This is a genomic window from Streptomyces sp. SAS_272, from assembly GCF_052543235.1.
In genome coordinates, this window is sequence record NZ_JBMNDR010000055.1 from 27,784 (window position 1) to 41,072 (window position 13,289).

Consider the following 13,289-nt stretch of genomic DNA (forward strand, 5'->3'; position numbering starts at 1 on the left):
GCAGGGGGATTGCCTGCAGGCCGTGTCGGCTGGATCGCGATCCGCAGGCCGAGTCTAAGCGCTTAACATTGCCCTGGGACGTGATCCGGCAGTGGCGAGAGGCGGGGAACGTGGCGAAGGCTGCAACGGTCTATGACGTGGCGGAACGCGCCGGGGTGTCCATCGCGACCGTGTCGATGACCTTCCGCCGTCCGCACAAGGTGAAGGAGGAGACCCGGAAGATCGTCGAGGCTGCCGCCGAGGCGCTGAACTACGTGCCCAGCGCGAGCGCGCGCGGGCTGGCGCACGGGCGGACCCGGGCGCTGGGTCTGTACTCGTTCGACTACTTCCGCCAGGAGGTGATCGAGAAGCCCGCGGAAGCCGCCTCGGTGAGCCCGGCACAGGGCGGCGAGGTCGCCGTGGTCCGGGATGAAGACGAGGAACACCTCCGGTTCCCGCTGTATGTCGACGAGGTGCAGCGTGGTGTCGAGCTGGAGTGCTGGCAGCGCGGTTATGCGCTGCTGATCGGCGGGGGGAGCCGGGCGGACAGTCCGACGGTGGTCACGGACATCGTGGGGCGGGTCGACGGGCTGGCGGTGTTCCCGCGCACGGTTCCCGACGACGTGCTGGAGCGGATCGCGCAGCGGATACCGGTGGTGGCGCTGTCGCAGGGGCATCAGCTCGACGTGCTGAGCACGGTCTGCGCAGACAACCGTGGCGGCATGCGGGCGGTCACGGAGCACCTGATCGTGGAGCACGGACTGCGTGACCTTCAATTCGTCGGTGAGCTGAGCATGTCCGACGCGCAGGAGCGGTTCTCGGGGTTCCAGGCGGCGCTGCGGGCGGCGGGGCTTCGGGTGCCGCGCAAGCCGCTGGCGCGGCTGGCCGTGGACCAGCACGACACCGGCAGCATCATCGCCGATGTGCTGGCCGGCGGCGGTGACGGCCTGCCCGAGGCGTTCGTCTGTGTCACCGACGAGGCGGCGCTGAATCTGATGGCGGCGCTGGCCGCGCACGGCGTGCGGGTGCCGGAGCAGGTGGCCGTCACCGGGTTCGACGGAATCGTGGCGGGCCGGGTGGTACGGCCCTCGCTGACCACCGTGCGCCAGCCGATGCAGGCGATGGGGCGTGCCGTGGTGGACATACTGGTGGAACGCATCGCCGAACCCGCGGGGCCGCCGGTGTCGCGCCGGCTGCCGGTTCAGGTGGTGGTTCGGGAGAGCTGCGGCTGCTCGCGGCCGTAAGTCCTGCCTGGTAGCAGCCACACCCGGCGGCTGCCTGCCGCCCTCGCGGTTTCCGGGGGCTCGGGCCCACCTGCGCGTCCCCGGCCGGACCGTGCTCGTAACGTGACCGCCATAGACCCTTTACAGCCACGACTCTAAGCGCTTAGATTCCCACCACGCCGCAAATCTAAGCGCTTAGATCCTTAGATCGGCCGTTGTCCCGTCAGCCGCTCCCCGGGCGGTTGGCGGTTCCCAGGAGAGGAGCAGCGATGGTGCTGAGAAGGACTTCCACGGCCGCCGTGTGCGTGGCCGCCGCGTTGGTGCTGGCGGCCTGCGGGCGCAGCGGGAACGACGCGTCGTCGACGCCGACGGCCTCGGTGGCGTCCGGCAAGGTCACCGGCACGATCACCCTGTGGGCGCAGGGCGCCGAGGGGGAGAAGCTGCCGACGCTGCTCAAGGGCTTCGAGAAGGAGAACCCCGGGGTGAAGGTGAAGGTCACCGCGATCCCGTGGGCCGATGCGCACTCCAAGTACCAGACCGCGATCGCGGGCGGCACGACCCCGGACATCGCGCAGATGGGCACGACCTGGATGCCCGACTTCGAGAGCGCCTTCCAGGCGGTCCCGAGCGGCATCGACACCGGTGACATGTTCGCGGGATCGAAGGCGACGAACGTGGTGAAGGGCGCCACGCTCGGGGTGCCCTGGTACGTGGACACCCGGGTCGTCTACTACCGCACCGATCTGGCCAAGAAGGCCGGCTATGCCACCGCGCCGAAGACGTTTGCCGAGTTCAAGGCCATGACGAAGGCGCTGCAGACCAAGGCGGGCGCGAAGTGGGGCGCCTCGCTGGTGCCCAGCGGCACCGACTCCTTCCAGTCCGCGCTGCCCTTCGCCTGGTCGGCCGGCGCCTCGCTGATGAACAGCGACGGCACCAAGTGGACGCTCGACACCCCGCAGATGACCGCCGGGCTGAAGTACTACCAGAGCTTCTTCAAGGACGGCATCGCCGACCCCAACCTCTCCACCACGCCCGGCGGCCGGGAAGCGGCGTTCGTCAAGGGCAGTGCGCCGGTCCTCATCGACGGTCCGTACGAGATCGGCGCGCTCAACACGGCGGGCGGCGCCGGCTTCGACAAGAAGTTCAGCGTCATGACGATCCCGAAGGACCAGAGCGCGACCTCGTTCGTCGGCGGCGCCAACCTGGTGGTCTTCAAGAAGTCCGCGCACAGCGCCGCCGCCTGGAAACTGGTGCAGTACCTGTCCAAGGCGAGCACTCAGGCCGACTGGTACAAGACCACCGGTGACCTGCCCGCCGTCCAGTCCGCCTGGGAGGACCCGAGCCTGACCGCCGACCCGAAGCTCGCGGTCTTCAAGGAGCAGCTGAACGACACCAAGTCGCCGCCGGCCAACACCGCCTGGACCCAGGTCAGCGCCGCCGCCGACAGCCAGCTGGAGAAGATCGTGAAGGGCACCGACCCCGCCACGGCTCTCAAGGAACTCCAGAGCAGCGCCGACTCCATCGGAACCGGGGACTGATCCATGGCCCCCACCACCGCACACGCCCCGGCCGGCAGGCGCCGCGCCGGCCGGGGCGCGGGGCCGGAAGGCCGGCCCCGGGGCGGCCCCGCGACCGCACGGCGCCAGCAGGGGCTGGCCGCCTGGCTGTTCGCGCTGCCGTTCATGCTGGTCTTCGGCGTCTTCATGCTCGTGCCGCTGGTGTCGTCGTTCCTGATGTCGTTCACCGACTTCCGCAGCAGCGACGCGCAGACACCCTTCAACGTCAGCTTCGTCGGCCTGAAGCAGTACTCCGACCTGTTCGGCGACGCGCAGTTCCGCAAGGCCATGGTCAACACCGCGTACGTCGTCATCTTCGGCATCCCGCTGACGATGGCCGTGGCCCTGGCCCTGGCGGTCGCCCTCAACAGCGGCATCACCCGGTTCCGTACCGTCTTCCGGGTCGGCTTCTACACCCCGGTCGTGACCAGCATCGTCGCGGTCGCCGTCGTATGGCGGTTCATCCTCCAGCCCGACGGCCTGCTCAACACCATGCTCGGCTGGGTCGGCATCGGCGGCACCGACTGGCTGCACAGCACCACCTGGGCGCTGCCGTCGCTGATCGTGATGACCGCCTGGCGCAACATGGGCACCCTGATGATCATCTTCCTGGCCGGTCTGCAGAACGTCCCCTGGGAAGTGCACGAGGCCGCGATCATGGACGGGGCGAGCGCGTGGCAGCGCTTCCGCCGGATCACGCTGCCCCTGCTGCGCCCGACGCTGCTGCTGGGCGCGGTCCTGCTGTCGGTGGGCTACCTCCAGTTCTTCGAGGAGTCCTTCGTCATGACGCAGGGCGGTCCGCTGGACTCGACGCTGTCGGTCAGCTACTTCACCTACGACCAGTTCGGCTTCGGCAAGTACGGCTACGCCTCGGCCGCCAGCTATGTGCTGTTCACCGTGATCGCCGCACTGAGCGTGCTGCAGTTCCGCCTGCTGCGGACGAAGGACTGAGGCGGCCACCATGACCAACCTGCCCCCCACCGCGACTGCGTCCGCAGGCAAAACGCGCCAGGACGGCGCCGGGCTCACCGTGCCCTCGCGGCGCTCCCGGGCCCTGACCTACACGGCCCTGGCCCTGGCCCTCGCCGCGACGCTCATGCCGTTCGTGTGGATGCTGCTGGGCTCCTTCAAGACCCAGGGCGAACTGCTGCGCGACCCCAGCGGGTGGCTGCCGAAGTCGCCGACCCTGAGCAACTACACGACCTGGCTCGACGACCTGCACATCGGCCACTACTTCTTCAACAGCGTGATCGTCGCCGTCTTCACGGTGCTGGGCAATCTGGTCTTCTGCTCGATGATCGGATACGCCCTGGCCAAGCTGGACTTCCCCGGCAAGCGCCTGCTGTTCATCCTCGTGATGATCACGCTGATGGTGCCCGGCGTGGTGACCTTCGTGCCGCTGTTCGTCATGGTCGCCAAGCTCGGCATGGTCGACACCTACCCGGCGCTGATCCTGCCGTTCGTGGCCTCACCGCTCGGGGTGTTCCTGATGCGGCAGTTCATGCTCGACATCCCCGACTCGCTCCTGGAAGCCGCCAGGATCGACGGCGCCGGACAGGTGCGGACGTTCACCCGGATCGTGCTGCCGCTGTGCGGGCCGCCGCTGGCCACGCTGACGATCCTGACGTTCCTCGGCTCGTGGAACAACTTCCTGTGGCCGCTGGTCGCCGCGCAGAGCCAGGACAAGTTCACCCTCCCGGTCGCCCTGGCGCTGTACTCGCAGGGCGAGAACTCCACACACTACGGCCTGCTGCTGGCCGGTTCCGTCCTGGTCATCACGCCCATGGTCGCCCTGTTCATCGCCCTCCAGCGGTTCTTCGTGCAGGGCGTCGCCAGCACCGGCATCAAGTAGTCCACCACTTTCCGAATCTCACCCCCCACCTCTTGAACCAGGGATTCACCGTGCCACCGAACCCGAACGACCTGCGCTTCCCCGACGGCTTCCTGTGGGGGGCCGCCACCGCCGCCCACCAGATCGAGGGCAACAACGTCAACAACGACTGGTGGCCGCGCGAGCACGCGGGCGACACCGGCATCGTCGAGCCCTCCGGTGACGCCTGCGACAGCTATCACCGCTACCGCGAGGACATGACGCTGCTGCGGGACGCGGGTCTGGACACCTACCGCTTCAGCCTGGAGTGGAGCCGCATCGAGCCCGAGGAGGGGCACCTCTCGCGGGCGGCGGTCGCCCACTACCGGCGGATGGTGGAGACCGCGCTGGAGCTGGGCGTGACCCCGATGGTGACGCTGACGCACTTCACCGTGCCGCGCTGGTTCGCCCAGGAGGGCATGTGGCGCAGCCCGAAGGCCGCGGACCGTTTCGCGCGGTTCACCGAGTTCGGGCTGCCGGTGCTCGGCGATGACGTGAAGTGGGTGTGCACGATCAACGAGCCGAACATCGCCGCGATGATCGCCGGCGGCGAGGACCCGGCCAACCTGGTCGCCTACGCCCTGCCCAAGCCCGATCTGGAGGTCGCCGACACCCTGCTGGAGTGCCACCGCCGCTCGCGCGAGGTGCTCTCCGGCATCGCGGGCGTGAGGTCGGGCTGGACGGTGGCGACCCAGGCGTTCCAGGCCGAGCCCGGCTGCGAAGACCAGGCGCGTGCGTACGGCTACGCGCGCGACGACTGGTACCTGGAGGCCGCCGCCGGCGACGACTGGGTGGGCGTGCAGGCATACACCCGCACCCTCATCGGCCCCGATGGCCCGCGCCAGGTGCCTGAGGGAGTCGAGACGACGCTGACCGGCTGGGAGTACTACCCGCAGGCGCTGGAACAGGGTGTCCGCAGCGCGTGGGAGAAGACCGGCGGCGTGCCCGTATTCGTCACCGAGAACGGCATCGCCACCGCCGACGACCGGCGCCGTATCGACTACACCCGCAGCGCGCTGACCGGCCTGCACTCCGCCATCGAGGACGGCGTCAAGGTCGAGGGCTATCTCCACTGGAGCCTGCTGGACAACTACGAGTGGGCCTCCGGCTACTACCCGACGTTCGGCCTCGTCGCCGTGGACCGCGAGACCTTCGTCCGCACCCCGAAGCCCTCGCTCGGCTGGCTGGGCGAGGTGGCAACCGCCAACGCGGTCACCCCGCAGCAGCCGTAGACCCCACCCATATCAGCCCCGTCCCGCTCCGCTGCCGACCCCAATCCGCGCTGCTTGCATCCCCTCCCGGAAGGAATGTCTCCATGACGCGACACCAGTTCAGCCGCAGAGCCGTCCTCACCGCCACCGCCGCCCTGGCGATGGGCGCAGCAGCAACCTCGGCCCACGCCTCCACGGCCGCGCACGACACGGCACCGCTCACCTCCGGGCAGCGCCGCCGACTGCGCGCCATCGCGGCGGACACCTGGAAGTACTTCGCCAAGACCGGCGTGGACCAGCACACCCATCTGCCGCTGGACAACATCACGCTGGGGACCACGCCCGCCCGGGGCACCTACACCTCGCCGACCAACATCGGCATCAATCTGTGGTCCATCATCAGCGCCTACGACCTGGGCTTCATCTCGCGCGCCGAGCAGATACGGCGCCTGGGCGACGCCCTGGGCGCGATCGAGAAGCTGCGCAAGTGGAACGGCTTCCTGCTCAGCTGGTACGACACCACCAGCGGCGACCCGATCACCGGCCCGGGCGGCACCAGCCTGGACGGCAAGCCGCTGACCGGACAGTTCATCTCCACCGTGGACAACGGCTGGTACGCCGCGAGCCTCGTCGAACTCCGCCAGGCCGCACCGCAGTTCGCGCACCGTGCCACCAAGCTGCTGGACGCCATGGACTTCGGCGTCTTCTACAACGACGGCGACCAGTCCACCAATGTCAACGCCGGCCAGATGTACGGCGGTTACACCGTCGACCAGGGCCCGGCCTCCTTCACCTACGGCATGCTCAACACCGAGACGCGGATCTCCGCGTACATGGGGATCGGCACCGGGACCATGCCGAGCGACGTGTGGTGGCGCACCTGGCGCACCATGCCCGCCCAGTTCGGCCAGCGGCAGATGCCGCAGGGCAGCGCGCAGACCATCGCGGACCCGCTGACGGGCAAGACGTTCGAGGTCGTCCAGGGCCACTACTCCTACGACGGCATCGACTACGTCCCCAGCTGGGGCGGCAGCGTCTTCGAGGGCCTGATGCCCAACCTCCTCGTGCCCGAAGTAGCGCGTGCCCCACGGGCGTTCGGCGCGAACGACGTGGCCTACCTCAAGGCGACCATCGCCTACGACACCAAGGCCCTCGGCTACAAGGTGTGGGGCCTGTCGCCCTCCAGCACCCCCGACGACACCGGCAACTACTCCGCCTACGGCTCCCACCAGCTGGGCACCAGCTCCTCCGACACCGACTACCGCGAGGACGCGGTCACCCCGCACGCCTCCTTCCTCGGTCTCGACGTGCTGCCGCAGGCCGCGTACCGCAACATCGAGCAGCTCCAGAAGTCCTACCCGCAGGTCTACGGCCCGTACGGCTTCTACGACGCCCTCGACCCGGTCACCGGCACGGTCGGACACCGCTATCTGGCCCTCGACCACGGCATGATCCTCGCCGCCCTCAACAACGCGCTCAACAGCACCGGCGGCATCGGCCCGCTGCAGCGCCGCTTCCTGAACGACCCGGTCGGCAAGGTCGTCTCGCGCTACTTCCGGGCCGAGGAGATGTCCGTGACGCCTCTGGACCGCTAACTCCCGGCCCGAACACACCCCCACCTCTGAACCAAGGATTCACCGTGCCACCGAACCCGAACGAGCTCCACTTCCCCTCCGGCTTCCTGTGGGGCGCCGCGACCGCCGCCCACCAGATCGAGGGCAACAACGTCAACAGCGACTGGTGGGCCCGCGAGCACGCCCCCGGCACCACGCTGCCCGAGGTCAGCGGGGACGCCTGCGACAGCTACCACCGCTACGGCGAGGAGATCCGCCTCCTGGCCGACCTCGGGTTCGACACCTACCGGTTCAGCATCGAGTGGGCCCGCATCGAGCCCGAGCGCGGCTTCGTCTCCCGCGCGGCGATCGAGCACTACCGGCGCATGGTCGCCGCCTGCCACGAGGCCGGCCTCACCCCGATGGTCACGCTGCACCACTTCAGCAACCCCCGCTGGTTCGCCGATCTCGGTGGCTGGCAGTCCCCGGACGCGGTCGACCTGTTCGCCCGCTTCACCGAGGCCGCGCTGCCCATCGTCGCCGACGGCGTGGACTGGGTGTGCACGATCAACGAGCCGAACGGCGTCGCCGGCGCCATCGGCGGAGCCAACCTCAACCTGCCCAACCACGTCTACGCCCTGCCTGACCCGCAGGTCTCCCAGACACTGGTCCAGGCCCACCGCCGCAGCCGCGCCGTGCTCTCCGCGATCCCCACGATCAAGTCGGGCTGGGCGATCGCCACCCAGGCGTTCCAGCCCGAGCCGGGCTGTGAAGAAGTCGCCCACACCTACGGCCACCCCCGCGAGGACTTCTTCCTCGAAGCCGCCCGCGGCGACGACTTCATCGGCGTCCAGGCGTACACCCGTACGATCATCGGCCCCGACGGCCCCAAGCCTCCCCGCGAGGGCGTCGAGAGGACCCAGATGGGCTGGGAGTACTACCCGCCCGCCGTCGGCGACGGCATACGCAATGCCTGGAAACTCACCGACGGCGTCCCCGTCTTCGTCACCGAGAACGGCATCGGTACCGCCGACGACACCCGCCGCATCGCCTACACCGCCGGCGCGCTGACCGCCGTCCACCAGGCCATGGCCGACGGCATCGACGTGCGCGGCTATCTGCACTGGTCGGCGCTGGACAACTACGAGTGGGGCTCCGGCTACCGCCCGACGTTCGGCCTCATCGCCGTCGACCGCGAGACCTTCGTCCGCACGCCCAAACCCAGTGCCCACTGGCTGGGTCAGGTCGCCAAGACCGGCCGGCTCACCACCGACGCCTAGCCCGCAACACGTTCAGCCCCCCACACGCCAGAAAGACAGCTCAGACGATGACGCACACCGCGACTCCCTTCCCCGACGGCTTCCTGTGGGGTGCCTCCACCGCCGGCCACCAGATCGAGGGCAACAACGTCAACAGCGACTGGTGGCGCAGGGAACACGACCCGGCGGCGAAGATCGAGGTACCGAGCCTGGACGCCTGCGACAGCTACCACCGCTGGGAGCAGGACATGGACCTGCTGGCCGAACTCGGCTTCACCGACTACCGCTTCGGCATCGAGTGGGCCCGCATCGAACCGGAGCGCGGCTTCTTCTCCCGGGCCGAGATCGCGCACTACCGGCGCATGGTGGACGGAGCACTCGCCCGCGGTCTGCGCCCGATGGTGACCCTGCACCACTTCACCGTCCCCCGCTGGTTCGAGGACCTCGGCGGCTGGACGGCCGACGGGGCCGTCCAGGCGTTCACCCGGTACGTCGAAGCCTGCGCGCCGATCATCGCCGACGGCGTCCGCCACGTGTGCACCATCAACGAACCGAACGTGATCGCCATCCTCGCGGCCGGCGCCCGGACGGGCGACCAGCCCTGGCCGACCGCGGGCGGAACCGTCACCCCCGACGAGGAGACCACCCACGCCCTCATCGCCGCGCACCGGGCCGCGGTCGGGGCGGTACGGACCGTCAACTCCGAGATCAAGGTCGGCTGGACCGTCGCCAACCAGGTCTACCAGGCACTGTCCGGCGCCGAGGATGCCACGGTCGCCTACACCCACCCCCGCGAGGACGTCTTCATCGAGGCCGCCCGCGGCGACGACTTCATCGGCGTCCAGTCCTACACCCGCACCCGGATCGGCCCCGACGGGCCCGTCCCGGCCCCCGCGGACGCCGAGCGGACGCTGACGGGGTGGGAGTACTACCCCGCCGCTGTGGGGCATGCGCTGCGCCACACCGCCGACGTGATCGGTGACGGCACACCGCTCATCGTCACCGAGAACGGCATCGCCACCGCCGACGACACCCGCCGCATCGACTACTACGCCGCAGCCCTGGACCAGGTCGCCGCCGCCATCGAGGACGGGATCGACGTCCAGGGCTACCTGGCCTGGAGCGCCCTCGACAACTACGAGTGGGGGACCTACAAGTCCACCTTCGGCCTCATCGCAGTCGACCCCAGCACCTTCGAGCGCACGGCGAAACCGTCCGCCGTCTGGCTCGGCGGCCTCGGCCGCACCCGCGAACTACCGCGTACGGCCTCCTGACCCGTCCGCCCCGTGAACGCGGGAGCCGGTGGGACCCCTGACCCCCACCGGCTCCCGTCACTCGCCGTGCACGGCCACGCCCTGCCCCGCGCACCGTGCACGGCGAGTCCCCTCCCGTCAAGAAAGGCCCGACCATGTCCATACCCCTCGGCTCCGACCCCCATCGGCCCGCCGTCCATCTGCGCCCGCCGCGGGGCTGGATCAACGACCCCAACGGACTGGTCTTCCACGACGGCCACTACCACGTCTTCTTCCAGTACAACCCGCACGGCTCCCGCCACGGGACGATCCACTGGGGCCACTTCCGCAGCCCGGACCTCACCCATTGGCAGTTGCTGCCGCCCGCCCTCGCCCCGACCCCCGGTGGCTACGACGCCGACGGCTGTTTCTCGGGCAACGCGGTCAGCGACGGCGACCGCTTGGTGGCCTTCTACTCCGCCCACCGCGAAGACCGCTGGTGGCAGTCGATCGCCGCCGCCGACTCCCACGACGGCGGCCTGAGCTGGACCAAGCGCCCCGAGCTGGTGATCCCCGAGCCACCGGACGGCACCATCATGTGGCGCGATCCGTACGTGTGGCGCCAGGACGGCCGCTGGCGGATGCTCGTCGGCGCCGCCCTCGCAGACGGCCGCGGTGCGGCGTACCTGTACACCTCGGACGACCTCGACCAGTGGACGTCCGAGGGGCCCTTCCTCACCAGTGAGACCAGCGACTCAGGCGACGTTCCCGACACCGGGTGGGAGTGCCCGCAGTACGCGGACTTCGGCGCGGGCAGCGGCGCGCTGATCGTCAGCGACTGGCACCCGCAGGACGGACCGCGCGGCACGCTCGTCCTCTTGGGCAGTGTGCGCGACGGGCAGTTCTCGGCCGCCGCCCCCGTGCCGCTGGATTACGGCCCCGACCTCTACGCCCCCGCGCTGCTGCCCGCCGCCGACGGCCGACTGCTGCTGTGGGGCTGGGCCGGGGAAGCCCGCGACCCCGACTGGGCAGACGAGTGGGGCTGGTCCGGCCTCCTCACCCTCCCGCGCGAACTGACCCTCGCCGATGACGGCACGATCCACCAGCAACCCGCCCGCGAACTCCTCGCCCTGCGCGGCCCGCAGACGCTGAAGTCCAACGGCTGCAGCACGTCGTACGAACCCGTCGACCTCGGTCAGGTCGAGCGCTGCTTCGACCTGACCGCCCGCCTGAGAGCCACCGGATCCGAGGAGCCGGTCCTGCGGCTGGTCACCACCGCCGACGACAGCGAACACCTCGACATCCGCATCGACCCGGCAACCCGGCAGCTTGTCGTCGACCGCGACCACGCCTCCCTCGACCCCCGGGCACACGGCGGCTCCTACCGGCTGCCCCTGCCCGATGCGGCAACCGAGACCGTGGAACTGCGCCTGATCGTCGACCACTCCGTGGCCGAGCTGTACCTGTCCACCGGACAGACCCTCACCCTGCGCTTCTACCCCACCGGCGACGACCCCTGGCGCATCCAGGCAGGCGGGGATCTCGACTACACCGTCGAGGCATGGGAGTTGTCGCCGCTCACCACGGAATCGGACCTGGCCGAAGGAGACGCGGCATGACCATCGCGGTAATCGGCGAAGTCCTGGTCGACCTGGTCTGGCCCACCGGCGCCGGCCAGCTCACCCCGCACGCCGGCGGCAGCCCCGCCAACGTCGCCCTCGGCCTGCACCGCCTCGGCAGACCGGTGACCCTGGCCACCTGCTGGGGCGACGACCCGCCCGGCACCCTGATCGCCGCCCACCTCGCCGCCACCGGCGTGCCGGTACGCCGCCTCCCCAGCGCCTCCGGCCGCAGCACGGTCGCACTCGCGTACGTGGACGCGGCCGACGGCTCAGCGACCTACGACTTCCTCCCCGCCTGGGACCCGACCGGCATCCCCCTCGACCCCGAGGTGACGCTGCTGCACACCGGTTCGCTGGCCACAGTCCTCACCCCCGGAGCGGAACAAGTCCTCGCAGCCTGCCGCCAGTTGCACGGCCGCCCAGGCCGCGCGGTCGCCGTCGACCTCAACGTCCGCCCCGCAGCCCTACCCGACCGCACCGCCTACCTCTCGGCCGTCACCCGGCTCGTTGAGGTCGCCGACATCGTCAAGGCCAGCGACGAGGACTTGACCTGGCTGTACCCCGACCTCGCCCCGGTTGCTGCGGCCCGCGTCCTGCTCGATCTCGGCCCGCGCCTGGTCGTCATCACCCAGGGCCCCGACGGCGCCACGGCCATCACAGCCGACCACCACATCACCGTGCCCGCGCCCGCCGTGAACGTCGTCGACACCATCGGCGCCGGAGACGCCTTCCAAGCATCCCTGCTCGACTGCCTGATGACACCGGACGGCGTACGCATCCCCACGACCCCGGACGCGCTGCGGGCGGTTCTTCGACGATGTGCCGTCGGCGGCGCGCTCGCCTGTAGCCGGGCCGGCGCGCGGCCGCCGACCGGCCACGAGATCGACTCCGCTCTCGCCCCGGCGTGAGACGTACGCACAGCCAACGCTCTTGGAGCTCGTTTTGGAACACTCGATCCACCCGGCGATGTACCTGGACCCGCGCGCATCCGTGGCGGCGCGGGTCGAGGATCTGGTGGCCCGGATGACCCTGCCGGAGAAGGTCGGGCAGTTGCTGCAACTCGACGCCCGCCAGGACCTGGTGGACATCATGAGGGGCATGCGTTCCGGAGTGATCTCCTGGTGGGCCACTGGGATCTCACTTCAACGAATCGCCTGGTTGCTTTCGGCTTCATTCGCTTGCGGCTGAGCGCAGGCATGCGGACCGGTTCTGACGGACGCTCAGCGCATGAGGAGCGCACTCCGAAAGAAGTCGTCATCAACCGTGCTGGCTGTGATTGACCGCCAGGAACGGGTGCTGCTATGCCGAATTCACGGCGAGAGTTCTTGGCGGCCGGTAGAGGCAAGAGTGATCCGTGTTCAGCCGTCCAGGTTCTCCGTCATTCACGTTCTGGACACGCTCTTCTCTCACTGGTTCCTTGCGGCCACTCCGGTAGTCGGCAGGGTCGATCCGCTGTCGGAACGAGGCGAACCGTGCGGCATGACCCGCATTTTCATTGCCCGTCACAGCAGAATGCGTCGGCTAAGCCTTCGCGCTCGCACCCATTCCTCTCTGGAAGCCGACTACGTCTGGCATCCTCTGTCCGATGTCGAGGACGAGGATTTTGACGTGTATCCACGCGAGCTCGGATCATTTCTGCGCGGATACCTTGAGGGATGGATTCCTGATGGTGTCATCACTCTCGTTGAGTGACCACGTACATCTCGGCCCGACGCCGGCTGTCAGAGAGCAAAGGAGAGTCCCCCGTGCCAAGTCCTCAGCACCGACGCCGGTCTCCGACGCGC

General features: G+C 69.5%; 12 protein-coding genes. All 12 read left to right on the forward strand.

The window, feature by feature from the left end:
• Positions 1–110: 110 nt before the first annotated feature.
• The 12 genes from ACN6LD_RS27395 to ACN6LD_RS27450 all read left to right on the forward strand — a co-directional run bounded on the left by ACN6LD_RS27395 (position 111) and on the right by ACN6LD_RS27450 (position 13,197).
• Positions 111–1,223, forward strand: coding sequence for a LacI family DNA-binding transcriptional regulator (locus ACN6LD_RS27395; protein WP_445044585.1), 1,113 nt, complete (start codon positions 111–113; stop codon positions 1,221–1,223).
• 248 nt (positions 1,224–1,471) lie between these two features.
• The gene (locus ACN6LD_RS27400; RefSeq protein WP_445044586.1) at positions 1,472–2,740 is read left to right on the forward strand and encodes a sugar ABC transporter substrate-binding protein; all 1,269 of its coding nucleotides are present in this window, start codon (positions 1,472–1,474) and stop codon (positions 2,738–2,740) included.
• Positions 2,741–2,743: 3 nt separating this feature from the next.
• On the forward strand, positions 2,744–3,709 hold the full coding sequence (locus ACN6LD_RS27405; RefSeq protein WP_445044587.1) for a carbohydrate ABC transporter permease: 966 nt from the start codon (positions 2,744–2,746) through the stop codon (positions 3,707–3,709).
• A 10-nt stretch (positions 3,710–3,719) separates the two neighbouring features.
• Positions 3,720–4,610, forward strand: a complete 891-nt coding sequence (locus tag ACN6LD_RS27410) for a carbohydrate ABC transporter permease (protein ID WP_445044588.1) — start codon at positions 3,720–3,722, stop codon at positions 4,608–4,610.
• A gap of 50 nt (positions 4,611–4,660) precedes the next feature.
• Positions 4,661–5,860, forward strand: coding sequence for a glycoside hydrolase family 1 protein (locus ACN6LD_RS27415; protein WP_445044589.1), 1,200 nt, complete (start codon positions 4,661–4,663; stop codon positions 5,858–5,860).
• Between the two features lie 83 nt (positions 5,861–5,943).
• The gene (locus ACN6LD_RS27420; protein WP_445044590.1) at positions 5,944–7,434 is read left to right on the forward strand and encodes a glucoamylase family protein; all 1,491 of its coding nucleotides are present in this window, start codon (positions 5,944–5,946) and stop codon (positions 7,432–7,434) included.
• A 44-nt stretch (positions 7,435–7,478) separates the two neighbouring features.
• Positions 7,479–8,672 (forward strand): glycoside hydrolase family 1 protein, encoded by a 1,194-nt coding sequence (locus ACN6LD_RS27425; RefSeq protein ID WP_445044591.1) that lies wholly within the window; start codon positions 7,479–7,481, stop codon positions 8,670–8,672.
• 47 nt (positions 8,673–8,719) lie between these two features.
• The gene (locus ACN6LD_RS27430; RefSeq protein ID WP_445044592.1) at positions 8,720–9,925 is read left to right on the forward strand and encodes a glycoside hydrolase family 1 protein; all 1,206 of its coding nucleotides are present in this window, start codon (positions 8,720–8,722) and stop codon (positions 9,923–9,925) included.
• Between the two features lie 134 nt (positions 9,926–10,059).
• Complete coding sequence (locus ACN6LD_RS27435) at positions 10,060–11,502, forward strand: glycoside hydrolase family 32 protein (protein ID WP_445044593.1); 1,443 nt, start codon at positions 10,060–10,062, stop codon at positions 11,500–11,502.
• On the forward strand, positions 11,499–12,413 hold the full coding sequence (locus ACN6LD_RS27440; protein ID WP_445044594.1) for a carbohydrate kinase family protein: 915 nt from the start codon (positions 11,499–11,501) through the stop codon (positions 12,411–12,413). The genes ACN6LD_RS27435 and ACN6LD_RS27440 overlap by 4 nt, the downstream gene beginning before the upstream one ends.
• A 34-nt stretch (positions 12,414–12,447) precedes the next feature.
• Positions 12,448–12,693, forward strand: a complete 246-nt coding sequence (locus ACN6LD_RS27445; protein WP_445044595.1) for a hypothetical protein — start codon at positions 12,448–12,450, stop codon at positions 12,691–12,693.
• Between the two features lie 39 nt (positions 12,694–12,732).
• Positions 12,733–13,197, forward strand: a complete 465-nt coding sequence (locus tag ACN6LD_RS27450) for a hypothetical protein (protein ID WP_445044596.1) — start codon at positions 12,733–12,735, stop codon at positions 13,195–13,197.
• Positions 13,198–13,289 lie beyond the last annotated feature (92 nt).